The organism is Halobacillus rhizosphaerae, assembly GCF_046719735.1.
In the GTDB taxonomy this organism is placed as follows: domain Bacteria; phylum Bacillota; class Bacilli; order Bacillales; family Halobacillaceae; genus Halobacillus_B; species Halobacillus_B rhizosphaerae.
Window position 1 is genome coordinate 86,790 of the sequence record NZ_JAUTWQ010000014.1, and the last position, 25,898, is coordinate 112,687.

A 25,898-nucleotide genomic window follows, 5' to 3' on the forward strand; every position below is an offset into this window, starting at 1 on the left:
CCGTGCGGTATATTAGAAAGAGGGATAGCTATGAAGAATCCTACGGTCAGTGTAGTTGGAAGTATTAATATGGACTTGACGGTGTCTACCGATGTCATTCCAGATCAAGGCGAAACCGTATTAGGAAACCAGTTCGATACCTTTCCTGGAGGTAAAGGGGCCAATCAGGCAGTTGCCGCTGCCCGTCTCGGGGCGAACGTGCATTTCTTTGGAGCTGTAGGAGATGATGTTTTCGGCAGCAGTTTGACTAAGCATTTGCGGGATGAGGGGATTCATACGGACGGGATTGAGACGTTTCGCAATAAAGGGACAGGGACAGCTACGATTATTTTATCAGAACAGGATAATCGTATTATTGTGGCACGGGGAGCAAATGCCGAAGTCACCCCGGAGTTTGCAGAGCGCTTCCGTTCCACTATCCTCAAAAGCGATCTTATCCTGCTGCAACTGGAAATTCCAGTGGAAACGGTCTCTTATATAGTTAATCTGGCCAGTCAGCATCAAATACCAGTCATCCTGAATCCCGCTCCTTACCAACATCTAACTAAGGAAATTATTGAACAAGTGGCTTATCTTACCCCAAACGAAGCAGAGTGGCGTCAGTTAGCTAAACTGCCTGCAACAGAGGCAGCCCTTGATAAAATGATCATTACTAAAGGTCGTTACGGTGCAATCTATTATGAAAACAGGGAAAAGAGACGAGTGTCAGGATACCTCGTTGATGTTCAAGATACAACTGGAGCAGGCGATACATTCAATGGAGCTCTTGCTGCTCAACTTGCAGCAGGGCAATCGATTCAAGATGCTATCGAATTTGCTAATGCGGCCGCTGCCCTGTCGATTACTAAGCTCGGCGCCCAGAATGGCATGCCTGATCATGCAGCAGTTCAAAGATTCATGCAGAATAAATAGCAGATCAGAAATTATGGCAACAGATGCTAATTTTATAAGAAACCCGAACCGTTCATTAAATTTGGTTCGGGTTTTGGTACTTCAGCTTCTTAATTACAACTCATCGTCTTCCTGCTTTACTTCCTCTAAAATACTTAAATTTTCTCTATTTCCATCGTAAAGTCCCAATGATACACGCCATTAGCGGGAATTCTCGATCCTCTGCCTATTTTTTCAGCAACATACACGTCATCATACATCCCTGTACAAGGTTCTAGAGCTACGTTATAGTCTCCTCGGTATCCACCTCTTGTTTTCCAAACTCCTAAATAAGGCACTTTGTCTCTTGGAAAATGGTAGGTCAGCTTCCTGCCAATATTCGGCTGCACTAAACCGCACCACCCCTCGGACAATGGCTCAGTAAAATAAAACTTTTCTACCGTCCCATCATCCAATGGTTCTAGTTTAGACAGATCTAATTTATCGTTGGTAGACATGGACGTAGTTACTGGAAAATTATGATGAGTCCCCCACTTCCCCAGATGTCTGGTTTGATGTTCTACATTAATGACTTGATCCATATGTTCAGGAACAGCGATCCTTGTCATTTTATCAATATTCAACAAAGCGTGGGGCGTCCATATAAATGGAAAATCCACTTCGCTGTGATTTTCCGCTTGATATTCTATGCGCACACTTGCCCCTTCCAGAGTCAAATTCTTGCTCAAGGTATAAGGAAAAACAGGACTTTTTACATTTAATTGGAGTCTTCCGTTATCTTCTGAAAATTCCCAGGGCAGGGCCCATACTTCTCCATGATCCGGGATTTCCTTCCAGGAAGATGGATGAGGACCTAGATCAATACCAGGGAACATTTCATCAAATCCACTGGAGTCAAATTTGGAAAAGTCCGCACCATATTCGGGGATTTCGAGTGATAACCCAGGAGCCTGATAGAGCCATTCATATTGAGCTTTCTTATCAAACAGACGCACCATTTTCCCTCCGTAAGAAGGGAGAATGGTGCAGCTGATAGAATCATTTTCTATCGTTAAAGCAGGAATTCCTTTAAATGTATCCTTGTTCCAATGATTTGTATGCATTTCATCAAATTCCTTTCTCTTTCACAAGTTTAATAAATCGAAGGAAAGCTTCTCTGCCTTGTTCCGTTCGTTTAAAAACACCGGCGTGCTCTAATACTTTTGAAAACGTACGACCTATTTTCTGCTGAATAGCATGAGCTGCTTCCTCTTCAGACAAGGACCCATGCTCCCTTACCAGCTCCTTTGCCCAGGGGACGTGTTTAGCCGCCTCCTCGTCCTCAAGAGCTGCCGAATGAAGCTCGCCTTCTCTTATATAGTGACTTATCGTTTCCATTTCATCGATAAGCCGTCCAGGCAAAACAGCTAACCCCATCACTTCAATTAGCCCAATATTTTCTTTCTTTATATGATGCACTTCTTCATGGGGATGAAAAACCCCCAGTGGATGTTCATCACTCGTCCGATTATTACGCAGCACTAGATCAAGTTCAAATTTTGCCTCTCGCCTTCGTGCAATCGGCGTAATCGTATTATGTGCCTCTCCGTTAGAGTTTGATTTAATGTTGGCCGACTCATCATTATAGTTTCTCCAAGTGTTCAGGATAAGGTCGCCAAATTTAACCAAGCTCTCCTGGTTCTTGCCCTGCAGTCTGATCACTGACATTGGCCATTTAACGATCCCCGCTTTTATATCTTCAAATCCTTTTACGATAAACTCATCATGAACCTCCGCTTTGGCCATAGGAAATTCATGATGACCCGCTTGAAAATGATCGTGACTGAGAATAGAGCCCCCGACTATTGGAAGATCAGCATTTGATCCTGCACAATAATGAGGAAGCTGCTGGACCAAATCAAGTAAACGCTCAAACCCCTGCTTTGAGATTTCCATTGGACGATGCTCTCTTGATAAGACAATAGCATGTTCATTGTAATAAACATAGGGAGAGTATTGGAGAAACCAATGTTCCCCAGCTAAGTCCATGGGTATGATGCGGTGATTATCACGGGCAGGGTGATCTAGTCTCCCTGCATAGCCAACGTTTTCTTTGCAAAGCAGGCATTTAGGATAATCTGCAGAACTAGCTTTAGCAGCGGCGATAGCTTTGGGATCTTTTTCAGGCTTAGATCGATTAATTGTAATTTCAAGCTCTCCAAACTCTGTTTCACTAAACCAATGCCGATTTTTCGCGATTCGGCTGGTCCTAATATACTCGGAGTCTTTCGATAATTGATAAAAATAGTTCGTGGCAGCTACCGGACCGTTCACTTCATACGTTTGGTAAAAGGTTTGAATCACTTGTGACGGAGAAGGCATGAGGCAATCCATTATTTTCGGGTCAAACAAGTCGCGATCCGTAATCGTATTGTCTTCTAATAATCCTTTCTCTGCCGCGTAGTCTAGCATACGTTCAAGAATTGGACCCGGAGTTGATAGATTTCCAAGCTCCTGGATTTCTAGAGAAGGGGGAGTCTCGCCTGTTAAATCAAATAATTGAAACAGCCGATTCCGAGCATAGTCTCTATCCCACACCGTAATCATATTCTTCTTCTGGCCATAACTAAGGAGTCGTTCGATTTCCAAATATATATTCATCTTTACCGTCCTTTCCTTTTAGAAAATGAATTCCTCTCTAGCCCAGATCTACAAACGCTTTGCACCATCTCCGATTTCAACCACGTAAAATTCTGCTTCCAATCCTGTTTCTTGTTTATAAGCCTTGCCCACATGCTCCACAAAGTCCTCAGCTGCTCGTTTATTTACTATGTTGATCGTACAGCCGCCAAACCCAGCCCCAGTCATCCGGGATCCTATGGCTCCTTCCTTCCAAGCAGCTTCTGTTAACGCATCTAATTCTTTTCCTGTCACTTCATAATCATCACGCAAGGAAACATGAGATTCGTTCATTAAACGGCCAAAGCTCTCTATGTCGCCTGCATTCAGTTTATCGACTGCGTTCACTGTTCTTCTATTCTCATATACTACATGTTTTGCTCTTTTTTGAACCACGGGATCCTTTATTAAATACTTATAGTCTTCAAACTGGTCTGCCGTTATATCCCCTAGTTTATGTATATTCAAGTGCTGTTGGAGAAGCTGCAGAGCCTGGTCGCATTCAGCTATACGCTCGTTATACTTAGAGTCCGCCAGACCGCGCTGCTTATTAGTATTAGCGATAATTAACGTATGGCGGCTAAGGTCTAACGGCGTATATTGAAATTCAAGCGTTTCACAGTTCAAAAGGATGGCATAATCCTTCTTCCCCATTCCAATAGCAAACTGATCCATTATGCCGCAGTTCACTCCCACAAATTCGTTCTCAGCCCTTTGAGCAAGCTTCACCATGTCGACCATAGGGACATCTAATTGATATAAATCTCTTAAAGCAGCAGCCATTACTAGTTCAATAGAGGCGGATGAGGAAAGGCCTGCCCCATTGGGAATATTTCCATAAAAAGCTACATCAAATCCAACTGGAATTCTAAAGCCATGATTCCTAAAGACAGAAACGACACCCAGTGGATAATTCGCCCAGCCGTTCCGCTTCTTATAATGGGGATCATCTACCTGCTCTTGAATGATTCCTTCCTCTTTAAAATTTAAAGAAAACAAATTTATCTGCTTATCTTCACGTTTTCTAATGATCGCATAGGTACCGACACTTAAAGCACAAGGAAAAACATAACCGCCATTATAATCGGTGTGCTCTCCAATAAGGTTGACTCTTCCAGGGGCAAAAAACGTACTAAATTCTCCATGATCCCCATATTTTTCGATAAACGCTTGTTTCAATTCCTTCATTAATTCCACCTCATATCTATTCTTATTCTATAGTTTCTCAATTCAAATAACTCCCTTCGCCATTTGAATAAGTACCTCCATACTTTGTTAATTAATTTAATTTACTTAATAATAACATAAGCATCCGTTCTTTGTTAGTGAATTTTCTAAAAATTACAGAAATATGTGTGGTGTTTCACTTTAAGAATTTTATTTAAAATAACCTGTTGGATTTGGAATTGACTCCTTATTCTATAGGATGAAGAATACGAGCATTTAATGGTGAATTTCTAAAACTTATTTAATTATATTTATTATGTTGTGATATGATAAGACTAGTTGAAATGATGGGAGGATACCCTGCGATGACGAAATACACACGAGGAAGCTTTCAATTAATGAAATCGATTAATCGATCCATGATTTTAAATATGATTCGCGAAAAAGGCCCCATCTCAAGAGCAGAGATTGCTAAACAAACCAGCCTGACTCCCCCTACAGTCAGTAATATTGTGAAGGAACTAATCCATACAGAATTTGTTATAGAAACGACTCAAGGTGCATCTAAAGGTGGAAGAAAGCCTACTTTATTAGAAATAAATGCGGACAACTTCTATATCCTCGGCATTGATGTAGGACGATATAAAATGAATATTGTAGTGACAAATTTGTACGGTGCCCTAAAGGATGAGACCGTCATTCCAATTCCCGATTACCCTAGTAAAGAGGAATTAATTCATTCGATGAAAGAAGGCATTCATTCTATGCTGAATTCCAGCAGTCATAAGAGGGATAAGTTTGTTGGGATTGGCGTCGGGATGCACGGAATCGTTGACCCTGTTAACGGAATTTCATTATTCGCACCTTCCTTCCATCTCCATGACATCCCGATTAAAGAGGAATTAGAAAATGATTTTCAAATGATAGTGAAGGTGGAAAATGATGCCCGTACCATGACTTTAGGAGAATATTGGTTCGGAAACGGAAATGATTCTGACCATTTAGTTGGGGTAAACGTTGGAAATGGCATTGGAGCAGGGGTGATGATCAATGGCCAGCTCTTCCACGGAGAACACAATATTGCCGGGGAAATCGGTCATGTTACGATCGACTTATCAGGTCCCAAATGTACTTGTGGAAACTATGGGTGCTTGCAGACTTTCGCTGCCGGCCCATCCATAGCTGAACGAGCAAAAAAAGAATTAAAAACAGGCAAACCATCTCTTATCCACGAACTTGTGGACGGGGATTTTGAAAAGGTAAAAGGCGAGATTGTGTACCAAGCTGCATGTGAAGGGGATGCTTTCAGTATAGAACTGCTGAACCAGACAGGGAGATACCTGGGGATCGGTCTCACGAACCTCATTCATACGCTTAATCCTAAAAGGATCATAGTTGGCGGAGGAGTGGCAAATGCGGACCACTTCTTAATGAAGGGGATCAAAGAAACCATTCAAACACGGGGCCTGACAGCTAAAGCTAAAGACACGTCCATCATTTTTTCTAAACTCGGAAACTATGCCTCTGCAATCGGAGCGTGTGTATTGGTCTTAGAAGATTTTTTTGTTAGTGAGAACGGAGGCTCTTCTTAATCATAAAGATACTTTTACAGAAGAAGTTTATCCACTATGAAATCCGAACGATGATGATAGATTTTCGTTACCATTTCATCATCGTTCGGATTTTTTGTCCTGCATGAGCCAGGATTGCTATGCGCTATAAGTTTATTTCCCTATCTCCACTGGTGATAATGGAACGGAAAAAAAGATACTATCCCAATCTTGAGACATACACAGAGACTTCTGAGAAAAGATCCGTATGTAAATTCTATCTTTTCGCTAATTTAATAAAACCTCTTAGTAGAAAATAGCCTAAGGCAAATGCTAAAAATCCTAAAACACTTACAGCAGCATCTTGAAATTCCATATTGCCTCTATGGGTAATTTTCTGTTGAATTTCCACTGCAAACACGAAGACAAGAACCATAGATAATGTGAACAAGAACGAAATGGCGGAAATGCTCCATTTGGCTAATGCATGAAAAACTACTTCCACAACTAACAGCCCGATAATTCCCAGAATTCCAATCACCCAGAAATGTAAGTCTTTATCTGTTAAATCCCATCCCATAGAGCTTGCAAACTGAATAAGGAAATCATGAAATGCATTTACAATATCCGCTAATAATATAATAACTTCTTTCATTTCTACCACCTGCTTCCCCCTTAATCCTCTCGTGCTGATACCATACCACATTTTCCCTTTCTGATAGTAGCTTGATAGTCTAAAATTAAGATAGTGGACATACCTAAAACTGTATTCAAGAGAGGGGCGTTTTATGTTTCATAGAGTTGTGGTTTCTAAAGATAAGAAGCAATCACTTGAGCCATTAGGATCTTCAGCCCCTGATGGTGTACCTGGAACATGGTATATCGGTGACCCGCCTGTAAATCCGGCATCCGATGCTTCTCCGATTGTGTTTGTGCATGGATTAAACAGTTCCTCTAAGACGTGGATTCAGGACAATGACATGGATGAACTGGCTAATAGGCACGGCTGGCAGACGGTCTTTGTTGATGTCTTTCCTGACAAAGATATGTTTGACAACGGGGAAATTCTTACTCAAATGCTCAAAGAGATCACGGATTACTTCAAAGAGACCGTAGTGATCGTCGCTCATAGCAAGGGAGGAATTGATACACAAACTGCGCTCGTTTACTTTGATTCGTCTGACTATGTAGAACGAGTCATTACCCTTTCATCTCCTCATCTTGGCTCCCCTTTGGCCGATTTAGCTTACAGCAGCTGGGCGGGATGGCTTTCAGAATCATTGGGGAACAAAAATGCTGGGACCTACTGCCTTCAAACAGGCTATATGAGCAACTATCGTCGGGACACAGATCGTAGTCCGCTCATTCTAAATCATCCTTTTTACACTTTCGGAGGAACAGGGTGGGGTTCCTTTGGGACTTCCTTATTCTGGGGCGGTCTGTATTTAAAAAGCTACGGAGTGAATGATGGGGCCGTAACTGTCGACAGTTCCAGACTTTCTTACGCGAAAGAAATTTCCGTTCAGGATTGGAATCACTTTGAAATAAAACAAGGAAGCAGCACCTTCGCCTTATTTGAATCATTTCTCAATGAATCCTATCCAATTAAACAGCCTTTAACTGCTGCGGCAGGGGGAAACCTCCCCTCTTCCATTTCTGATACGTATCTTCACGGAGGGAACTATCGTGGTTCCACTACTGAACATTTTCTAGTCGAAGACGACGTGAATTCCATGGTGGTCAGCTGGACGAGCGATCAGGAATCAAGCTCGTTAACCTTAATTAGTCCTGATGGAACGGAACATGATCAGTTCGTTGTTCATAAGGATTCAGTGACCCCATTTGAAGGGGCTTATCATCATATGCTGTCCATTCAGCAACCCACTCCTGGAGAATGGAAGTTAACCGCCCGCTCTACTGAAGAGAACTATTTATTATCAGTAGTTTATGATAGCTTGATCAATCAATCGCTTGATTTGCATATTGATACTCAATTTAATGCAAACATTCATCCGAAGGGGTCCTTCGCGGTTCCTTCCATGTATAAGCAGCTGCAAGCGAAGCTTAAAGTTGATTTTTATAAAAAGGGAGTCAGTCTTCCTGACCAAATCAGCAGCTATCAGTTAACGGGAGTAGCAGCGAAGAACATCACCGACTATGGAAAAGGGGTCTACAACTTAACGATTGATATTCATGGCAGGACACTGACCGACCATGAATTTAATCGGACCATGATTAAAACTCTATACCTGGATGATGCCCGCATCCTTCATAAACGATAGTTGTAGAGAAATTGAAACAGATCCGAAGTGCCGTCATCTACAAGTAGATGACGATAACCCGAACCACGATACATTCATGGTTCGGGTTATCTGTTAAATCTATGATTCTATTGCTCTGCTAGTAGTGCTGCACCAATGACACCGCCCTCCCCTCCCAGGGAAGCAACCGTGATATTTATAGCAGGGACTAGTCCTGGATAGACGTAAGATTTCAATTTTTCCTTTAACGGAGTTAAAATTAAATCCTCTGATTTCATAACTCCGCCTCCCAAAACAAAAATGGCTGGATTTACTATGTGTGTGATATTCGCCAGCCCCATTGCCAGATAATCAATGGCTTCATTGACCACCATGACCGCCTGTTCATCACCTTGAGTGGCCAAACGAAACACTTCTTCCGCACCACCAGTTATATGATAGCGCTCCTCAGCAATTTTTCCAATGGCAGTGCCGCTTGAATGACTTTCCAAAGAGCCACGGTTCAGATTACTTTGCTGATAACCATGGGGATCTAGAATCATATTTCCGATTTCTCCTGTATAACCTTGAGCGCCATCAAAAACTGTCCCATCAATGACTAGCCCGCCGCCGATCCCCGTACTTACGGTTATATAAAATACACTTTCATACCCTTTCCCGCTTCCGAATTTCGCCTCTGCCAAAGCGGCAGCGTTCGCATCATTATTTAATTGCACTCTTGTTTCAAAGTGTGCCTCTAAATCATCTGTGATGTGAATATTATCCCATCCCGGTAAATTCGGAGGACTCAAGATAATACCCTCTTTCGGATCAAGCGGCCCGGGAGCACCAATCCCGATTCCATCAATCGATTTATTTCCGCGAATGTTTTCAATCATCTGGATCATTTTTTCTTTCGTATGTTCGTATCCTTTTTCTGCTTCTGTTGTTTCATGCAGAATTTCTTCAATCTCACCTTGTGCATTTATGATAGCCACTCGGACATTCGTCCCACCTAAGTCAATTCCAATATGAATCCCCAATTTACTGCCTCCTCTAATAATTCCATGCATCTTGCTTCTATAGACTATTTTAACAGGTTTTAAAAATCGGTCATAACAGTAAAGAGACAATATAGGATAAGATAAAGAAAATGCCGTACAATTGACTAGTGAAATCAAGATAAAAATAGGAAGCGTCATTTATATTAACACTAATAAAACCTGAACGATTGCAAAACAAAAGTTCAGGTTTAGGTAAGTGAATCTTTTTTAAATAATACCATCCTCAGCTTAGCTGCTTTTATTTAAAGATAGTAGAGCCTTTCAGCATTTCTGGTTTTGCGCCGAGGACCAGCAAAAATAATTTAGGATCCCCAACTTTTCGATGTCTTTTCATCGTATCTTTAATTACAGCAACATCTTTATGGGAGGTTAGTTTCTTCACTTCTGACTGATACAGAGAAAGAATCGATTCCTTTACATACTCAGGTTTATAAGGCGCAATTTCTTCTTCCATTAACAGAGAACCCATAAAGCCATATTTAATTTGCAGCTGACGCGTTAAACTCACGACATGCAGAAGCTGGTCATACAGGTCGGGATAATCCTTTTTTAATTGATCAAGATCCTCTTTTGCTTGATTGATTTCATTAAGACTGGCTAACGTTTTCAGCATCGTAAGCTCCCTCCTCTTCCCAAGGTTTTTCCAGACCGATGATCTCAGTTAGTTCTTTACTGTGCTGTCTCCTTACACGCCGTGTTTTTGCTCTTTCTTTACCGGACTCGTATAAGAATTTCTCCTCTTGTGATTCGGGAGTAATATCTGGAACCTGGACGGGTCTCTTATCTTCATCCAGTGCGACGAAGGTTAAAAAGGCAGTAGCCGCCATTCTTCTTTCACCTGTAATCATATCTTCAGCGATTACTTTGCAGAAGATCTCCATGGAACGGTTTCCTGTATAAGATACAAATGATTCCACACAAACAGAATCTGATTGCTGAATGGGATGAAGAAAATCAATGGAGTCCGTAGAAGCCGTCACACATTCTTTCACCCGGGCATGGCGTCGTGCGGATAAAGTGGCATTATTATCGAGCTTCTTCATAAGTACTCCACCGAATAAAGTGTTGTAGTTATTTAGATCGTTGATCATAACTTGGTCAGTATTTACGATTAAACTTTCTTTTGGACTTTTTGCTTGCATTTATGATCTATCCTCTCTTTAGTTGACTGAATAATAAGCTTCAAAAGCTTGCTATGAGTACAGTTTACGACTAGATCTGAAATATTGAAAATAGTTAATAATCATGTTAATCATAGACAATATCTATGAAAATGGTTACATAGATTCCCAGCATGCATAGGAATAGCTTATTGAAAGACAATAGGGTATGTAAAAAAGGGTATAAAAAAGAGCATCATAACCGTTTATTATTTTTTTCCATAAAAAAAAGAGAAAGCATTTCCCCCTTCTCTTTAATCATCAAAATTCTTTTTAATATAGTTTTCTTCCTCTTTGTCTGATAACAACCCGGTAGCTTTTCCGATAGAACCACCTTGAAGGTCCCATATCGCATTGTGGGCTTCAACTGCATTTGAGAAATTTCCTTTACTCCAAGGGATCAATATATTTTCATATAAATCAGGATGCTTAAAAGCATCGACTTCCTCCGCTTTTTTCAGAATCCCCAACAGTCGATCAATTTTCTTCTGAGTCATCCTTTCTGCTCCCCACTTGCGATCTGCTTCTACTTTCTGATGACTCATTGCATGAATGGTCGCTTGAAACTGAGCTTCGCCGGGAACTTCTTTAATATCAGCTATCTGTACTTTTACATCATTCAATGACTCCTTCTGGACGGGTACCTCTGCTATATAATTGGGATGATCTCCCGCCATACCTCCATTGACTATCTTAAATACTCCAATTCCTACACCTGCCATAAGTAAAAGAGCAACGGGCACTCCTATTAATAAAGTTTTTTTAAAACTCATGTAAAATCCGCTCCTCAAGTATTTAAGCTGTGAGTAATACGTTATACGCCATTCGTCTCATTTTCAAGTCAATCGGTAAAATTAGCCAAAAAAAAAGCAGATCATCTATCCATCTACTCTTTTCCCTCTTCTTACTTGAGCTGCTCTTATATTATTTTCTAGTGAGTAAATCCTGGGTAAACTTCAGCCACTCCTTTGTAGCGTAAGATAGATATTGATCTTTTCGCCAAATAATCGCCAGATCCCATTCAATTGTAGGCTTAACAACTTTAACCGTTCGCACTTCTTCTTTTAGTAACTGAGAAACACTGTAAGGCAAGATGGAAATCCCTAAATTAGCGGTAATCATTTTTCCAATGAAATCCCATTGAGAACTTTCTGATACCACTTTAGGAACGAAACCTGCTTCTTTACAGGCAGACGTAATCCGATCGTTTAAGACAAAATCCTTATTAAATAAGATGAACTGCTCCTCATGAAGCTCTTCCAGCTTCACTTGTTTGCGATTCGCCAAGCGGTGGTTAGGTGGGAGTACTACCTTCAGTTCTTCTTTCATGAACGAGAAAAAGTGAAATTCCTCCTGGGTGGGCAATACAGTAATTCCTACATCCAGTTCTTCTTGATTAATATTCTCTTCAATCTTTTTAGCGCCGTCTTCTACTAGCTGAAAGGTAATATTAGGATATTCGTTGTGGAAATCTCCAAGAATTTGAATAAACTCTGCTGCATCCATAATAGGCGGTAGCCCAATACGGATGTGTCCCTTTTGCAGTCCGAGCAGATCATCTAGCTCGGTCTGAAGATTGTTAAATGCTTTATCGATAATTTGTGCCTGCTCTAAGATGACTCTCCCTGCATCGGTAAGGACTAATTTCTTATGGGAGCGGTCAAATAGTTCAACCCCAAGCTCCGTTTCTAAATTCTTAATCATTTTACTGATCGTCGGCTGGGTAACAAATAAATGATCTGCTGCCCGGGTAAAGCTGTTAAAGCGTGAAACTTCTATAAAATACTGCAAATGATGAATATCCATACAATCGTAACTGCCTCTTTTCCTACAATAGGTTATACTTAATAATAGAGAAAAGAGCCATTAAATTTCAACAGCTGAGGGCCGTTTGTTACATCCTTTCTTATTAAAATCTCTATACCCTCTTGCCAACCATAGAAATTAGCTATAAAATCCATGATGACTGCAATGTTTGATAACACATAGACTCAGTCAAGTCACAAGCAAGGATAAGGGGCACAAAGTATGAAACGATCGTACTTATTAAATTTAAGCCATTTGTTTGATCGGCTTTCACCATTTCAAATTATCGTACTTTTTTACATATCTGCTGTAATGATTTCCACCCTGCTTGTCAGCCTGCCATTTCTCCATACGGATGGAGCGACGATCAGCTTCATTGATTGTCTCTTTACGGCGGTAAGCGCCGTAAGTGTTACAGGCTTAACTGTCGTTCCCACTGAAAGTACCTTCAATACAGGGGGTTACTTTGTTATTATGTTCATTCTTCAGTTCGGCGGAATCGGAATCATGACGCTCGGCACCTTTATTTGGATGCTGATGGGGAAGAAAATCGGGTTAAAGCGAAGGCAATTAATTAAAACGGATCAGAACCGGACAACGTTCTCGGGGCTGGTGCGATTAATCAGACAAATTCTTATTATTGTCATTGCGATTGAAGTAGTGGGGGCTATAGTTCTCGGCATTTACTTTACGGAATATTTCCCTACTATTGGCGAGGCATTCGTTCAAGGGATGTTTGCTTCCGTAAGTGCGACTACGAACGCCGGATTTGATATTACCGGTTCTTCCTTAGTAATGTTTGAGCATGATTATTTTGTTCAATTTGTTAATATGCTGCTTCTTACACTGGGTGCAATTGGATTTCCAGTTCTGATCGAAGTGAAGGATTACTTAACGAAAAAGCCTGGTGATTTCTTTAACTTTTCCTTATTTACCAAACTTACATCAACTACTTTTGGCGCACTGGTACTCGTCGGAGCCATTGCCATTTACTTTTTTGACCGAACGCATTTCTTTGCAGATAAATCATGGCACGAATCCCTTTTTTACTCATTATTTCAATCCGTCACTACGAGAAATGGCGGACTGGCAACTATGGATGTTAGTGAATTCTCTATTCCTACTTTATTAGTTATCTCTGTCCTCATGTTTATCGGGGCCTCCCCCAGCAGTGTAGGTGGCGGGATCCGTACGACTACTTTTGCCATTATGATTATCAGCATAGTGGCGTATGCCCGTGGTAAAAGCAGGGTACGAATCTTCAAGCGGGAGATCGACACAGAAGACATCTTCCGCTCCTTTATCGTCATTAATACGGCCATTATTATCTGCGGGATATCGATCATCTTCTTAAATGTGCTGGAACCTCAATTTACATTGATTCAAGTCGCGTTTGAGGCTTGTTCCGCATTCGGAACAACAGGTTTGTCCATGGGAATCACACCTGATCTCCACACGGCAGGCAAGCTTATCATTATCGCATTAATGTTTATTGGAAGGATTGGGATCTTCTCCTTCTTATTCATTATTCGAGGGAAAGTAACAAAAGACAATTACCGTTATCCTAAAGAAGCCGTTATTATTGGATAGTCACAAAGCCCGCAGATTCTCTTAAGAGAGTCCGCGGGCTTTCGCATACCTAGATAATTTTGTCGATCAATCCATATTCTTTTGCTTCTTCAGCGCTCATAAAGTAATCCCGTTCCATATCCTCGCGAACCTTTTCCAAAGATTGACCGGTTCTATCCGAAATTATCTTTGTTAGATGTTCTTTAAGTTTCAAAATTCTTTTCGCAGATATCTCAATATCTGTCGCCTGACCCTTCACTCCACCTAAAGGCTGATGAATCATCACCTCACTATTGGGCAGGGCATAACGCTTTCCTTTGGCACCGGCAAGCAATAGAACCGCCCCAAATGAAGCCGCCATTCCCGTACAAATAGTCCTTACATCTGGTTTAATGTGCTGCATCGTGTCAAAAATAGCAAATCCTGCTGAAGTAGAACCTCCTGGGCTGTTTATATAAAGAGATATATCTTTCTCAGGATCATTCGCAGATAAGAAGAGCAGCTGTGCGACAATAATATTTGCCGTTTGATCATTAATTTCATCACCTAGTATTACAATCCTGTCTTTAAGCAGTCTGGAATAAACGTCATAGGACCGTTCTCCATTTGCCGATTGTTCAATAACATAGGGAATTGCCGTCATTATGAGTCCTCCTTATCCTATGGCTTAAGCAGCCACGAGGGAGAGGGTTGGGGTGTTGGAAAGTGTCTTAGCAGCAAAGACTTCAAAAGCAGGCAAAGCTTGAAGGAGACGGGTGGGATCGTTAAGTTTTAATGCCTCATAAAACAGCGCATACACCTCTTCATTTACGTCCCGATCGATGAGCTTTATTCCTACGTCGTGCTTCTTTCTCAGACGATTTCTCGCTCTCATCAATCCAGCTTTCACTGCTTCTTCAGAAGTGTCTAAAGCTTCAGCTATTTCTTTCGCCTGATATTGAAACGTTTCTTTTAGAAAAAGGATAACCGCCTGCTTGGGGGTCAGTTTACTAAGCAGCTCTTCTATGGACTCCATCCAGTCGTCACAGCTAAACTGCTTTTCCTTAGAGACTAGAGGCAGCGGAGAGTCCCGAAGCTCTTCCTTCTTACGCTTTCGGATCGTGTCTATCCACAAATGGTAAGTCATCTTCCTGAGAAGAGCCATTGTCATATCGTGCTCCGGATAATACTGATAAGCTTTAGTGGCTGCCTCCTGTACTAAATCCTCTCCATCCCAATCGTTTTTAGCTAGAAACCGGCCGTAATTTTTCAATTGCTCATACCAGTCATCTGGAAGCTTTGTCACTTTGTTCTCCTTTTGGGTCCGTGAATGATTCATTCTGCTCGACTCCTTTCCACCCTCTCATAATAACTAACGCATTCATGTATGAAAAAGATATGGGCAGTGGCACTTTTTTTCATTTTATCATGCTTTATTAGTAAGTATTCACTGAAACTGCTGAAGTGAATACAAAACGTGAAGCGATGCAATAATCACTTCACGGCGGTTACTTTATGATTTTAAAGAAGGCTAGAATAGCTAAAATCCAGAGTGGGATAGACAGGAGCGTCCCCCACAAACAGCCTTTCGCAAAGTTAGGTTCTTCCAATACTACCCCTCCCTCCCTTCCTTTACTTCCATTTATAGGAACTATTTGTATTGTTCCCTTATGTAAAAAATTATAATCTATCCTCTTTATTTTAGCACTTTTTTTAAGGGGTATTTCTGATAAGACATGGGAGGGAGGGATAAAGTAATTTGCTTGGTAACAAGTCTTTAAGTACAGTGGAGGATTATGGAAGACTCGATTTAGAGATGTTTGGGTCCGCTATTAACAATTAGAGTTGGGCGGCGCAGGAAATAACTCGCTTTCCTGTGGGGGCGCCGGCAAGCCTCCTCGTTCGTTTCACTCTCTGTGGGGTCTCGCCTACCACCTTCTCCCACTGGAGTCTCGTCATTTCCTTCGCCACCCATCATATGAAAAATGTACGGACCCATCCAAGTCAGCAAAAACAATTCTAACCACGCTATAATCATGATAATTACCCAGTGAGACTTTTTATCCACTGCCCCCCTATCTCGAAACTGAGACTTCAACAATTGGGAGATTTAGTGGAATAACTAGCCATCAATTTTTTCAGCAGAAAAACCTCCTGCTGAACATTAGCAGGAGGTTCCATCTATTATAAAACTTTACTTAAAAATTCCTGAGTTCGTGGGTTCTGAGGGTTGGAAAAAATATTATCGGGAACATCTTCTTCCATGACAATCCCTTCATCCATAAAGATTACTCGATGACCGACTTCACGAGCAAATCCCATCTCGTGAGTAACTACAACCATCGTCATTCCTTCTTTTGCCAGATCCTTCATTACTTTCAACACATCCCCCACTAGTTCAGGGTCAAGGGCTGAGGTTGGCTCATCAAATAGCATTATCTTCGGGTTCATGGCTAGAGACCGCGCGATTGCTACCCTTTGTTTCTGACCGCCCGAGAGACTTTCAGGATAGACATGTGCTTTATCGCTCAGCCCTACTTTTTCCAGCAAAGGTAAAGCGGCTTTTTCCGCTTCACTTTTACTGATCTTTTTAATCTTTTTAGGACCAAGTGTGATGTTTTCAAGCACGGTCATGTGAGGAAATAGGTTAAAGTGCTGAAAAACCATCCCCACTCTGGACCGGACTTCATTAATATTAACTTTAGGATCTGTTAAATTATCTCCTTCGATATAAACGTCTCCACCCGTAACTTCTTCTAGAAGATTTAAACAGCGAAGCAAGGTGCTTTTACCAGAGCCAGAGGGTCCAATCACACACACCACTTCTTGTTCTTTAACTTCTAAATCGATTCCTTTTAATACTTCATTCGAACCGAAAGATTTATGCAAATCATTTACTCTAATCATCATTATACATCCAGTCTCCTTTCAACTCTTCTCAAATAAACAGAAGTTGGAATGGTAATGATGAGGTACATAATACATACCATGGTTAATGCCTGAAATGCAGCAAAAGTTTTCCCATAATACTGCTGACCCATATAAAGCATTTCTCCAACAGCTATTACAGAGAAAAGAGTGGTATCTTTAAGACTGATAACAAATTGGTTGCCGAGTGGGGGAATCATACGCCTAAAGGCTTGCGGCCAAATAATATACCGCATCGTTTGTGCTTTCGTTAAGCCGATCGAGCGGCCAGCTTCATTCTGGCCTTTATCAATAGAGTACACCGCACCACGTACGATCTCTGCAATGTAAGCCCCTGCGTTAATCGCAATTGCAATTATCGACGCCGTAATCTTATCTATGTTCAGCTCTAATAAATCTGACAAACCGAAGTAGATAAAAAGAATCTGGGCAAGAATAGGAGTCCCTCTGACAACTTCCACATAGACAGTCGCCAATCCATAAATAAGTTTATTATTGGATAAGCGCGCAAGTCCAAAGATGGCACCTAGTATAAATCCAAAAATTAATCCGACAATCGTAATTAATAACGTGTATTTTAAACCCTCTAACAAAAAAGGCATGACCCTGATATAGTGAGAGTTGGCTATTGCTTCCATCATCCCTTATCTCTCCTTGTGCATGTAGTAGGTATCTGTTAATGGTTTGATTTGAAAAGCGCAACAAGGGACTGCCTTGCTACGCTTTACATTAGGTTGAATTTGTTACTCTGATTTCTTAGTATCGTATTTCCGTTCACCAAACCATTTTTCATAGATATCATCATACTTTCCATTATCGATAAGGGTTTGAAGCGCATCGTTTACATCAGGAGTTAATTCAGAACCTTTTGGAAATGCGATTCCGTATTGTTCACCCTGAAGCACATCCCCCACAGTTTTCAATTTGCCTTTTGCATCGTGATTTACGTAGTATTTTACGTTAGGTACGTCATACATAACGGCATCCACACGCCCGGACTGCAAATCCATATAGGCCTCTACAATACCAGGGAACGTAACAACTTCGGCATCGGGATGATTCTTATCTAAGTAATCCTCACTGGTTGTCCCTGAGCGGGTTCCCACTTTCTTACCTGCTAGATCATCTTCGGATTTTATATCATTATTTCCATCTTGAACTGCTATGATAAGACCTGCATCATAATAGGGATCAGAAAAGTCAATCGTTTCCTTACGTTTATCCGTAATTGTCATTCCTGCAATTCCGATGTCGAAACGATCGGACTGCATTCCAGCTACCACACCATCAAATTTCATGGATTGGATGTCGATATCAAATCCAGCTTCGTCAGCAATCGCACGAATTAAATCCATATCAAATCCTTCCATTTTACCAGTATCTTCATTCATAGATTCAAACGGTACAAAGTTATTATCGGTGGCAACTGTATATTTGCTGCCTGAATCTGAATCGCCACTGCTGTCACCGCTGTCGCCACTGGAAGAATCATCACTCGATCCACAGCCTGCGAGCAGGATAATAAATAAAATAGTAGACAAAATAAATCCAAATTTCGTTTTCTTCATTCTCTATTTCCCCCTTTTTTTGTTGTCTCCTTTTCATTATCTCAAAGTTTGCTACTATAATAAATATTCTGAATTCTCTCAATTTTAGTGAATTCCGCTTTATTTCCTGAAAAAATAGCAATTATTACTAGATTACTAATAAATATGAGAAATTAGTCACATTTTCTCTATTTAGCTCTAATTTATCACTTTAAAGTATAATTGTGAAAGTTTGATAGAAGCAAATAGCCCTGCCTCCGTAAATCGGAAGCAGGGCATAAAATTTATACCTATTTATGACTGATACATAAACCTCAGCATCACGTGAGCAGCCAATCTGCTGGTAATATCACGAACATCCTTTGAAGGATCTATCTCAACAATATCCATGGCTTTCACTTTAGGTTTACTCGCCGCAACGGAAATACTGTTTAATAATTCTCTACTGGTAAATCCTCCTGGTCCGACTGCCGGACACCCTGGAGCAAACGCCTGGTCCACAGCATCCATATCAACGGACAAGTAAATCATGTCTACCTCTTTGCTCAGTCGTTCGATTTCAGCAGTAATAATATCATTCAGACCCGTTTTATCTACATCTGCCATCGTATAAACATGAATTCCCTGTTCTTTGGCATAATCTGCATAAGCTTTCGCATTTGAAAAATCACGTATGCCGACCTGAACAAGGTTACTCCCTTGAAGCACTCCTGATTCAAGCAGACTCCTGAATGGGGTGCCATTCGTCCTTCCCCCATCCTCTAGATTACGTAAATCATGATGCGCGTCCCATTGAATGACCCCGATACGGCCGTAGTGTTTATGAAAAGCAGATATCGATGGATAGCTAATTCCATGGTCTCCACCAAGCACCACATATCTTTCACAAGCGCGGGTTTCCAGCATTTCGGACACACTCACTTGCAATCGGTGCAGGGTCTCTTCGAGTGAAGTGGGATGGACCGCCACATCTCCATAATCCAGTAATTTCATGTCCGCATAATCCTCGTCTTTATCACCAGAATACGTACTGAATGACCCCAGAGCAGAGCGAATTGAACTTGGTGCTTCAGCGGCCATCGAAAATGAAATCGATGATTTGGAAGAGGGCAACCCAATCATCCCTATCTCTCCAGTGTCTCCTGTTTCAAATTTGGTCAAATTTTCATCTGCTTTCGTCGTATAACGATCCTTAAATCGTGTCGATCCCCGTGGTTTGAGATACTGAAAAGACACGGCTTTCACCTCGCTTCCAAACAATCTGACCAGCCTTCATCACTAAGGAAGCATGGTTTACTCCATAATGGTAAGGAATGTATTTATAATTAGGAACATCCCATAGCACGAGATCCGCTTGGCTTCCCGTTTTTAGGGTTCCTGCTGTTTTCCCTCTTCCGATCGCATGAGCTGAATTGACTGTTACTGCATTCCAAATTTCTTCCGGTGTCATTTTTAATTTTAACGCAGCAAGGGACATGATCAGCTGAAGGTTTTCTGTAACACAGCTGCCCGGGTTAAAATCGGTTGCCAGCGCCACCGATGCCCCGGAATCAATCATTGCACGGGCATTCGCATACGTATCTTTCCCAAGGTAAAAAGTGGTACCTGGCAAAAGAACTGCCACTGTATCAGATGTGGCTAAAGCTTTAATACCTTCATCGGATGCCGCTACCAGATGATCAGCAGATATGGAGCCTGTTTCACATGCCAGTTCCGTTCCGCCTAATGGATCAATTTCGTCAGCGTGAATTTTGGTCTGGAACCCCAGTTTATGAGATGCTTCCATAAACTTTCGAGATTGCTCAATCGTAAATACACCCGTTTCACAAAAGATATCTGTGAATTCAGCAAGCTGCTCTTGTTTTATTTCTGGCAGCAGGTCAATCATCTCCTGTAAAAAAGCCTCCGGATCTGCTTTAGATTCCGGCGGGATAGCGTGCGGACCTAAAAAAGTGGGCACAATATCTAGCACACCGCTTTGATTGAGCCGCTTTACAACTCGAAGCTGCTTTAGTTCTGTTTCTTTATTTAGGCCGTATCCGCTTTTTGCTTCCATCGTAGTCACTCCATACGATAGAATCCGCTCCACAGATCGCTTTGCTTTTTCAAACAGCGCCTCTTCTGATTCGCTTCTGGTTGATCTGACTGTCGATAAAATGCCGCCTCCCTGTTTTAATATATCCAGGTAAGGGACACCTGCTTGCTTTAAAGCCATTTCTTCTTCTCGAGAACCGCCAAATACCAGATGGGTGTGTGGATCTACTAATCCCGGTGAAACTACTTTGCCCTTCGCATCCAAGACCTCTTGAGCGTCTATGGCTCCCGCCTCTTCATTCGAACCGATCCATTTGATTTCTCCTTCAGCGATAGCTAGCGCTGCCCCTTCTTTCACTTCTAATTGCCCCATTCGTTCACCTTTAAGGGGCTGTTCAGATAATGCTGGCAGAATAAGCTGCCCGATATTTCGGATTACTGTATCAAATGACATGGAAATCCACCTTTTCTATGTTTTATTTCATGGGAATATCAATATTATGTTGTTCAGCCATTTCACGAGCTGTCTCGTAGCCTGCATCTGCGTGCCGCATAATGCCCATACCTGGATCCGTCGTTAATACACGTTCTAGTCTTTCTTTAGCAAGATCTGTACCATCAGCTACAATCACCATACCTGCGTGCAGCGAATAGCCCATTCCAACTCCGCCGCCGTGGTGGAAGGAAATCCAGGAACCACCTGCTGCAGTATTAATCATCGCATTCAGTACCGCCCAATCCCCAACAGCATCACTGCCATCCTTCATCGCTTCCGTTTCTCGGTTTGGAGAGGCCACCGATCCGCAATCTAAATGATCGCGTCCAATCACAACTGGGGCTTTAAGTTCGCCATTCCTGACTAGTTCGTTTATAGCAAGACCCATTTTAGCCCGTTCCCCGTATCCAAGCCAGCAAATTCGGGAAGGAAGTCCTTGAAACTGAACTTTTTCCTGAGCCATATCAATCCATCGCAGCAGCTTGTCATTTTCCGGAAAGAGTTCCTTAATTAAACGATCTGTACGGTAAATATCCTCTTCATCACCAGAGAGAGCCACCCAGCGAAATGGTCCTTTTCCTTCACAGAACAATGGACGTATATAGGCCGGAACAAAACCAGGAAAATCGAAAGCATGTTTGACTCCTTGATCAAATGCCACCTGGCGGATATTATTGCCATAATCAAACACAATCGAGCCGCGTTTCTGAAACTCCAGCATGGACTCCACATGAGACGCCATAGATTCAGAGGCAAGTTGAACGTATTGCTTGGAATCATTTTTCCTTAAGTCTGCTGCTTCTTCTAACGTATAAGAAACCGGAATATATCCATTAAGTGGATCGTGTGCTGAAGTTTGGTCGGTGACTACGTCTATATTTACTCCACTATGCAAAATTTCACGGTGAACTTCTGCCGCGTTGCCTAACAATCCGATCGACAAAGCTTCTCCATTCTGTTTCGCCTCCTGCGCCCAGGAAAGAGATTCTTCAAGAGACGTGGTCATGCGGTCACAATAACCGGAATCAATTCGCTTCTGGATGCGGTCCGGATCTACTTCTACAGTAATGACAACGCCGCCATTCATGGTCACAGCAAGCGGCTGAGCACCGCCCATTCCTCCAAGTCCTGCCGTTAGGGTAATGGTTCCAGCAAGCGATCCTTGAAAATGCTTATCTGCGAGAGCGGCGAAAGTTTCATAGGTTCCTTGTAATATTCCTTGAGACCCGATGTAAATCCAGCTGCCGGCAGTCATCTGACCATACATCATCAAACCTTTACGGTCTAATTCGTGGAAGTGGTCCCAATTGGCCCATTTAGGTACAAGAACAGAATTTGAAAGTAAAACACGCGGTGCTGCTGAATGCGTTTTAAAGACTCCGACAGGTTTTCCCGATTGAACAAGCATGGTTTCGTCATTTTCCAGCCGTTTTAAAGTAGCGACCAAGGCATCAAAAGCTTCCCAGTTTCTTGCAGCTTTTCCTATGCCCCCATAAACGACTAATTCCTCTGGTTTCTCTGCTACTTGCGGATCCAAATTATTATGAAGCATACGGAGCACTGCTTCCTGTTCCCATCCCTTACATTCTAACTTTGTACCGCGATTCGCTTGTAATTTACGCGTGGTCGACATAGTATGTGCCTCCTTCTATAGACTTCTTGATTTCTTTCCAAGCAAAATGATCCCCTTTCAGCCATTCGGCGAGCCGTTCAATATCCTCAGAAAAAATGCGATCCTCGGTGATTGACGGCACTACGGTGCGTGCAGAGGAAAACAGTTTCTGTGTAGCTGCTGCTGCTTTTTCTACGCCGCGATATTCCAGTGCCTGCATGGAGCAAATGAGTTCAACGGCCAAAACACGGTATGCATTCGCTATAATTTGCGAAGCGTGACGCGCCCCTATTGTCCCCATACTGACATGGTCCTCCTGGTTAGCAGAAGAAGGAATGGAATCTACGCTAGCGGGATGAGCAAGGGTCTTATTTTCCGAAACTAAGGAAGCTGCGGAATACTGCATAATCATTGCTCCAGACTGTAAGCCGGGATTCGGACTTAGAAATGCCGGCAAGTCATTGAGCTGCGGATTGACTAACCTTTCAATTCTGCGTTCCGATATGTTGGCAAGCTCTGCCACTCCTATTTTCAGGAAATCCATGGCAAGAGCGATCGGCTGTCCATGAAAGTTACCGCCAGAAACCACAACACTCCCATTTTCAAGAATTAGAGGATTATCAGTGGCCGCATTCATCTCAATAAGAAGCTTCTCTTTTACATAATTTAAGCTTTGCATAGAAGCACCGTGAACCTGCGGGATGCAGCGCAGCGAATAAGCATCCTGAACTCTCTTTTCTCCTTGATGCGTAATCAGTTTGCTCCCTTGAGTAATGGAGCGGATTGTATCGGCAGATTCGATTTGCTCTGGATAACCTCGTGCTGCATGGATAGCTGGATGAAAGGCATCGATAATACCTTCCAAAGCTTCTAAACTCATGGAAGCAATCCAGTGACTTTCCTGGGCAAGTTGTTCGGCTTCTAGATAATTAATAACCCCCATAGCTGTCATGGCCTGCGTCCCGTTAATCAGCGCAAGCCCTTCTTTAGCTTTTAACTGCAGAGGTTTCATTTGTAATCTATGATACACATTCTCTGTTTTTTCTCTTTTTCCTTTGTAATAGACTTCTCCTTCGCCAATCAACACCAGAGCAAGGTGCGAGAGCGGTGCTAAATCTCCAGATGCCCCCAGCGACCCTTGACTAGGGACTACGGGATGAATGCCTCTATTGACGAGTTCGGCAAGTCTTTGAACGAGAACTTCTCGAACACCCGAATATCCTTTTAACAAAGCATTTAACCGTAAGACTACCATTGCACGGCCAACCTTTTCGGGAAAAGGATCACCTATGCCGCAAGCATGTGAACGTATTAAATGAAGCTGAAGTAAATCCACATCCCCATCCGCAATAGCCACGTCGCTGAATTTGCCAAAACCGGTATTTATGCCATAAACCTGATCTCCACGCAAGACAATATCTTCTACTACTTTTCGGCTTTCTCTTACTCTATCTAAACTTTCTGCCGCGATCGTAACGGACTCCTGTTCGAAACAAATCTTTTTCATTTCATCTAAATTTAAATCCCAACCATTTAATTCAACCATTTCAATCCCCCATTTCCTACAAAGCAGGCACTCTGCATGCCGCTGACCATGCATAAAAAAGAGACGACAATGGCATAGAAATACCACTGTCGCCTCCTCATAACTTATGACTATAGGCGCCATACTGTTTATATATGATTGATACCCAGTCCAAATGTCTCATGCTCTAAACCTTTTACCGGAGCTCCAATTGTTCCGTAAAAGGCAACCGCGATCCACTCGCCTTCGTTCGCATGTTCGTAAGGAGTGCCGCGAACGATAGCAAAACGCAGTCCCACTGTCCGCATCATATTCCCTACACCAAGCTGTCCACGCATAACACCTTCAAGCGATTCTAAAATCGCGTGGTACAAGGAATGAGTTTCGCGGTAGACGTTTTCTGCAATAATTCCATTTCGTTTCGCTGCGGTTTCCACTGCTGCAATCACTTTTTGAATTTCCATGGACCCTGCTTTCCCCTGACAATAATTTACCTCTTCTAAAGCAGGAGAAAATGGCTCTAATTCATCGGGTGTGAGCGATGCAACAAGCATTGCGAGCTTTCCGATTTGAATCTTCTGTGTCATGAATTTCACCTAAAATCACTGTAATTTAGTTCTCTGATAACTAGTCACTACTTTAATTGTAACCGCTTTCTCTAAAAGGTGTCAATCTTTATTAGAAGTGCGTCTCTGCATCTTTAGCTGTTAAAGGAACCAATTATTATTTCCTCCGTTTCCTCACCTTAAAACTATAAACGGCCCCTAACAAATTAGCGTTATGGTGAAATTGGCAGGGAGCTAGAATTGGTTTGATTTTGGCTAAATCTATCTTATCTACTAATTTAGTTACCTTTTTATTAATGTTTTCAATTAAATCCGGGCGGGCACTCACCCCTCCGCCAATAAGAATAACCTCCGGGTCATGAAGGTACTGCAAGTTATAAATTCCAACCGCTAATAAATGATAGAATTCGTCTATTGCCTGCAAGCATTCTCTATCTCCTTGTTCAGCCATTCGAAATATTTGTTCTCCATTTAGCTCTTTAGCTGCCAGTCCTTTTTTGCGGCAAACCTTTCGTACCATGGCTTGAGTAGAAGCTACACGGCTCCATACATCATTACTATCTTGAACATCCTCTGTCAGCAGCATAAATCCGAATTCCCCTCCATGAAGATGAGTTCCTTTGTAAATTTCTCCATTTCTAATAACTGCTCCGCCAATACCGGTACCAACCACAACCACTAATGCATTTTCCTTTCCTCTCGCAGCTCCTTTCCAGACTTCGGCATACCCTGCACAGTTAGCATCGTTTTCAATATGAACAGGGAGATTGGTTTTTGTTTCAATGATATTCTTTAGATTAGGACCATGGTTATACCGAATTGCGCTGGACCCATAAACAAAACCATCTTCAGAAACCGCTCCTGGACAACTCACCGCTATTCCATAGCTGTCAGGATGGTTCGATACGTAAAGGTCAATCAATTTCACTAAACCGCCAAGCGAATCAGGGGTAGGTTTTTTTTCGCTTTCTATTATGTCAGCGTTTTCTCCTATGACAGCGCATTTTATATAGGTTCCTCCAAAATCAAAGGCAATGTAAGATTCCATACAATCTCCTCTTCTTTCTTTATGAATAGTTCAATAAATGAAGAGGGAAGCACTCCTG

Annotated in this window: 24 protein-coding genes; 4 read left to right on the forward strand and 20 right to left on the reverse strand. The window is 42.0% G+C overall.

Features of this window, described 5'->3' with window-relative positions; translation table 11 throughout:
• Positions 1-30: 30 nt before the first annotated feature.
• Positions 31-912 (forward strand): ribokinase, encoded by an 882-nt coding sequence (rbsK, locus tag Q7A53_RS15235; protein ID WP_411790042.1) that lies wholly within the window; start codon positions 31-33, stop codon positions 910-912.
• 134 nt (positions 913-1,046) lie between these two features.
• Here the strand turns inward: rbsK and Q7A53_RS15240 are convergent, their stop codons facing one another.
• From Q7A53_RS15240 to Q7A53_RS15250, 3 genes are read right to left on the reverse strand one after another with little or no spacing between them, the layout of a single operon-like run.
• On the reverse strand, positions 1,047-1,994 hold the full coding sequence (locus tag Q7A53_RS15240; RefSeq protein ID WP_411790043.1) for a DUF5107 domain-containing protein: 948 nt from the start codon (positions 1,992-1,994) through the stop codon (positions 1,047-1,049).
• 4 nt (positions 1,995-1,998) lie between these two features.
• Positions 1,999-3,531, reverse strand: coding sequence for a UDP-glucose--hexose-1-phosphate uridylyltransferase (gene galT / locus Q7A53_RS15245; RefSeq protein ID WP_411790044.1), 1,533 nt, complete (start codon positions 3,529-3,531; stop codon positions 1,999-2,001).
• Positions 3,532-3,579: 48 nt separating this feature from the next.
• The gene (locus tag Q7A53_RS15250; protein ID WP_411790045.1) at positions 3,580-4,737 is read right to left on the reverse strand and encodes a galactokinase; all 1,158 of its coding nucleotides are present in this window, start codon (positions 4,735-4,737) and stop codon (positions 3,580-3,582) included.
• A 344-nt stretch (positions 4,738-5,081) separates the two neighbouring features.
• Here Q7A53_RS15250 and Q7A53_RS15255 point away from each other — a divergent pair, with 344 nt between their 5' ends.
• Positions 5,082-6,308: an ROK family transcriptional regulator gene (locus Q7A53_RS15255; RefSeq protein ID WP_411790046.1), complete on the forward strand. Its 1,227-nt coding sequence runs from the start codon at positions 5,082-5,084 to the stop codon at positions 6,306-6,308.
• 235 nt (positions 6,309-6,543) lie between these two features.
• Here the strand turns inward: Q7A53_RS15255 and Q7A53_RS15260 are convergent, their stop codons facing one another.
• Positions 6,544-6,921 (reverse strand): hypothetical protein, encoded by a 378-nt coding sequence (locus Q7A53_RS15260; protein ID WP_411790111.1) that lies wholly within the window; start codon positions 6,919-6,921, stop codon positions 6,544-6,546.
• A 133-nt stretch (positions 6,922-7,054) separates the two neighbouring features.
• On the opposite strand from Q7A53_RS15260, the gene Q7A53_RS15265 reads away from it, so the two are divergent.
• Positions 7,055-8,548, forward strand: a complete 1,494-nt coding sequence (locus tag Q7A53_RS15265) for an esterase/lipase family protein (RefSeq protein ID WP_411790047.1) — start codon at positions 7,055-7,057, stop codon at positions 8,546-8,548.
• A 107-nt stretch (positions 8,549-8,655) separates the two neighbouring features.
• Here Q7A53_RS15265 and Q7A53_RS15270 read toward each other — a convergent pair whose 3' ends face one another.
• The 5 genes from Q7A53_RS15270 to cidR all read right to left on the reverse strand — a co-directional run bounded on the left by Q7A53_RS15270 (position 8,656) and on the right by cidR (position 12,536).
• Positions 8,656-9,549, reverse strand: a complete 894-nt coding sequence (locus Q7A53_RS15270) for an ROK family protein (RefSeq protein WP_411790048.1) — start codon at positions 9,547-9,549, stop codon at positions 8,656-8,658.
• Between the two features lie 259 nt (positions 9,550-9,808).
• Positions 9,809-10,183, reverse strand: a complete 375-nt coding sequence (locus Q7A53_RS15275) for a hypothetical protein (protein WP_411790049.1) — start codon at positions 10,181-10,183, stop codon at positions 9,809-9,811.
• Positions 10,158-10,712 carry an acyl-CoA thioesterase gene (locus Q7A53_RS15280; protein WP_411790050.1) on the reverse strand — a complete coding sequence of 185 codons (555 nt, stop codon included), beginning with the start codon at positions 10,710-10,712 and terminating at the stop codon, positions 10,158-10,160. The genes Q7A53_RS15275 and Q7A53_RS15280 overlap by 26 nt, the downstream gene beginning before the upstream one ends.
• Before the next feature lie 272 nt (positions 10,713-10,984).
• Complete coding sequence (locus Q7A53_RS15285; RefSeq protein WP_411790051.1) at positions 10,985-11,503, reverse strand: DUF6241 domain-containing protein; 519 nt, start codon at positions 11,501-11,503, stop codon at positions 10,985-10,987.
• A gap of 151 nt (positions 11,504-11,654) precedes the next feature.
• Positions 11,655-12,536, reverse strand: a complete 882-nt coding sequence (cidR, locus tag Q7A53_RS15290; RefSeq protein ID WP_411790052.1) for a cidABC operon transcriptional activator CidR — start codon at positions 12,534-12,536, stop codon at positions 11,655-11,657.
• Between the two features lie 222 nt (positions 12,537-12,758).
• Between cidR and Q7A53_RS15295 the strand changes: the two genes are divergently transcribed.
• Positions 12,759-14,126 (forward strand): TrkH family potassium uptake protein, encoded by a 1,368-nt coding sequence (locus Q7A53_RS15295; RefSeq protein ID WP_411790053.1) that lies wholly within the window; start codon positions 12,759-12,761, stop codon positions 14,124-14,126.
• A 49-nt stretch (positions 14,127-14,175) separates the two neighbouring features.
• Here Q7A53_RS15295 and clpP read toward each other — a convergent pair whose 3' ends face one another.
• The 11 genes from clpP to Q7A53_RS15350 form a co-directional block, all read right to left on the reverse strand.
• Complete coding sequence (clpP, locus tag Q7A53_RS15300) at positions 14,176-14,748, reverse strand: ATP-dependent Clp endopeptidase proteolytic subunit ClpP (protein ID WP_411790054.1); 573 nt, start codon at positions 14,746-14,748, stop codon at positions 14,176-14,178.
• Between the two features lie 24 nt (positions 14,749-14,772).
• The gene (locus tag Q7A53_RS15305) at positions 14,773-15,423 is read right to left on the reverse strand and encodes a sigma-70 family RNA polymerase sigma factor (RefSeq protein ID WP_411790055.1); all 651 of its coding nucleotides are present in this window, start codon (positions 15,421-15,423) and stop codon (positions 14,773-14,775) included.
• An 845-nt stretch (positions 15,424-16,268) separates the two neighbouring features.
• Positions 16,269-16,991, reverse strand: a complete 723-nt coding sequence (locus tag Q7A53_RS15310; protein WP_411790112.1) for an amino acid ABC transporter ATP-binding protein — start codon at positions 16,989-16,991, stop codon at positions 16,269-16,271.
• A gap of 2 nt (positions 16,992-16,993) precedes the next feature.
• Positions 16,994-17,650, reverse strand: a complete 657-nt coding sequence (locus tag Q7A53_RS15315; RefSeq protein ID WP_411790113.1) for an amino acid ABC transporter permease — start codon at positions 17,648-17,650, stop codon at positions 16,994-16,996.
• Positions 17,651-17,755: 105 nt separating this feature from the next.
• Positions 17,756-18,580: a glutamine ABC transporter substrate-binding protein gene (locus Q7A53_RS15320; RefSeq protein WP_411790056.1), complete on the reverse strand. Its 825-nt coding sequence runs from the start codon at positions 18,578-18,580 to the stop codon at positions 17,756-17,758.
• A gap of 273 nt (positions 18,581-18,853) precedes the next feature.
• Complete coding sequence (hutG, locus tag Q7A53_RS15325) at positions 18,854-19,795, reverse strand: formimidoylglutamase (RefSeq protein ID WP_411790057.1); 942 nt, start codon at positions 19,793-19,795, stop codon at positions 18,854-18,856.
• On the reverse strand, positions 19,752-21,047 hold the full coding sequence (gene hutI / locus Q7A53_RS15330) for an imidazolonepropionase (RefSeq protein WP_411790058.1): 1,296 nt from the start codon (positions 21,045-21,047) through the stop codon (positions 19,752-19,754). Before hutI ends, hutG begins: the two co-directional genes overlap by 44 nt.
• A 22-nt stretch (positions 21,048-21,069) precedes the next feature.
• Positions 21,070-22,722 carry a urocanate hydratase gene (gene hutU / locus Q7A53_RS15335; RefSeq protein ID WP_411790059.1) on the reverse strand — a complete coding sequence of 551 codons (1,653 nt, stop codon included), beginning with the start codon at positions 22,720-22,722 and terminating at the stop codon, positions 21,070-21,072.
• A complete protein-coding gene (gene hutH / locus Q7A53_RS15340) occupies positions 22,706-24,247 on the reverse strand; it encodes a histidine ammonia-lyase (protein ID WP_411790060.1) in 1,542 nt (513 codons plus the stop codon). The genes hutU and hutH overlap by 17 nt, the downstream gene beginning before the upstream one ends.
• Positions 24,248-24,375: 128 nt before the next feature.
• The gene (gene hutP, locus Q7A53_RS15345) at positions 24,376-24,813 is read right to left on the reverse strand and encodes a hut operon transcriptional regulator HutP (protein WP_411790061.1); all 438 of its coding nucleotides are present in this window, start codon (positions 24,811-24,813) and stop codon (positions 24,376-24,378) included.
• Positions 24,814-24,949: 136 nt separating this feature from the next.
• The gene (locus tag Q7A53_RS15350) at positions 24,950-25,840 is read right to left on the reverse strand and encodes an ROK family protein (protein WP_411790062.1); all 891 of its coding nucleotides are present in this window, start codon (positions 25,838-25,840) and stop codon (positions 24,950-24,952) included.
• Positions 25,841-25,898: the final 58 nt, after the last annotated feature.

What these genes read in the sequence shown, in the direction of transcription:
- Q7A53_RS15260 (WP_411790111.1), bottom strand. Translation starts at nt 6,921, where the DNA reads ATGAAAGAAGTTATTATATTATTAGCGGATATTGTAAATGCATTTCAT.
- cidR (WP_411790052.1), bottom strand. Translation starts at nt 12,536, where the DNA reads ATGGATATTCATCATTTGCAGTATTTTATAGAAGTTTCACGCTTTAAC.
- galT (WP_411790044.1), bottom strand. Translation starts at nt 3,531, where the DNA reads ATGAATATATATTTGGAAATCGAACGACTCCTTAGTTATGGCCAGAAG.
- Q7A53_RS15275 (WP_411790049.1), bottom strand. Translation starts at nt 10,183, where the DNA reads ATGCTGAAAACGTTAGCCAGTCTTAATGAAATCAATCAAGCAAAAGAG.
- Q7A53_RS15255 (WP_411790046.1), top strand. Translation starts at nt 5,082, where the DNA reads ATGACGAAATACACACGAGGAAGCTTTCAATTAATGAAATCGATTAAT.
- Q7A53_RS15310 (WP_411790112.1), bottom strand. Translation starts at nt 16,991, where the DNA reads ATGATTAGAGTAAATGATTTGCATAAATCTTTCGGTTCGAATGAAGTA.
- Q7A53_RS15250 (WP_411790045.1), bottom strand. Translation starts at nt 4,737, where the DNA reads ATGAAGGAATTGAAACAAGCGTTTATCGAAAAATATGGGGATCATGGA.
- clpP (WP_411790054.1), bottom strand. Translation starts at nt 14,748, where the DNA reads ATGACGGCAATTCCCTATGTTATTGAACAATCGGCAAATGGAGAACGG.
- hutU (WP_411790059.1), bottom strand. Translation starts at nt 22,722, where the DNA reads ATGTCGACCACGCGTAAATTACAAGCGAATCGCGGTACAAAGTTAGAA.
- rbsK (WP_411790042.1), top strand. Translation starts at nt 31, where the DNA reads ATGAAGAATCCTACGGTCAGTGTAGTTGGAAGTATTAATATGGACTTG.
- hutH (WP_411790060.1), bottom strand. Translation starts at nt 24,247, where the DNA reads ATGGTTGAATTAAATGGTTGGGATTTAAATTTAGATGAAATGAAAAAG.
- hutP (WP_411790061.1), bottom strand. Translation starts at nt 24,813, where the DNA reads ATGACACAGAAGATTCAAATCGGAAAGCTCGCAATGCTTGTTGCATCG.
- Q7A53_RS15305 (WP_411790055.1), bottom strand. Translation starts at nt 15,423, where the DNA reads ATGAATCATTCACGGACCCAAAAGGAGAACAAAGTGACAAAGCTTCCA.
- Q7A53_RS15315 (WP_411790113.1), bottom strand. Translation starts at nt 17,650, where the DNA reads ATGGAAGCAATAGCCAACTCTCACTATATCAGGGTCATGCCTTTTTTG.
- hutI (WP_411790058.1), bottom strand. Translation starts at nt 21,047, where the DNA reads ATGTCATTTGATACAGTAATCCGAAATATCGGGCAGCTTATTCTGCCA.
- Q7A53_RS15320 (WP_411790056.1), bottom strand. Translation starts at nt 18,580, where the DNA reads ATGAAGAAAACGAAATTTGGATTTATTTTGTCTACTATTTTATTTATT.
- Q7A53_RS15240 (WP_411790043.1), bottom strand. Translation starts at nt 1,994, where the DNA reads ATGCATACAAATCATTGGAACAAGGATACATTTAAAGGAATTCCTGCT.
- Q7A53_RS15350 (WP_411790062.1), bottom strand. Translation starts at nt 25,840, where the DNA reads ATGGAATCTTACATTGCCTTTGATTTTGGAGGAACCTATATAAAATGC.
- Q7A53_RS15295 (WP_411790053.1), top strand. Translation starts at nt 12,759, where the DNA reads ATGAAACGATCGTACTTATTAAATTTAAGCCATTTGTTTGATCGGCTT.
- Q7A53_RS15285 (WP_411790051.1), bottom strand. Translation starts at nt 11,503, where the DNA reads ATGAGTTTTAAAAAAACTTTATTAATAGGAGTGCCCGTTGCTCTTTTA.
- Q7A53_RS15280 (WP_411790050.1), bottom strand. Translation starts at nt 10,712, where the DNA reads ATGCAAGCAAAAAGTCCAAAAGAAAGTTTAATCGTAAATACTGACCAA.
- Q7A53_RS15265 (WP_411790047.1), top strand. Translation starts at nt 7,055, where the DNA reads ATGTTTCATAGAGTTGTGGTTTCTAAAGATAAGAAGCAATCACTTGAG.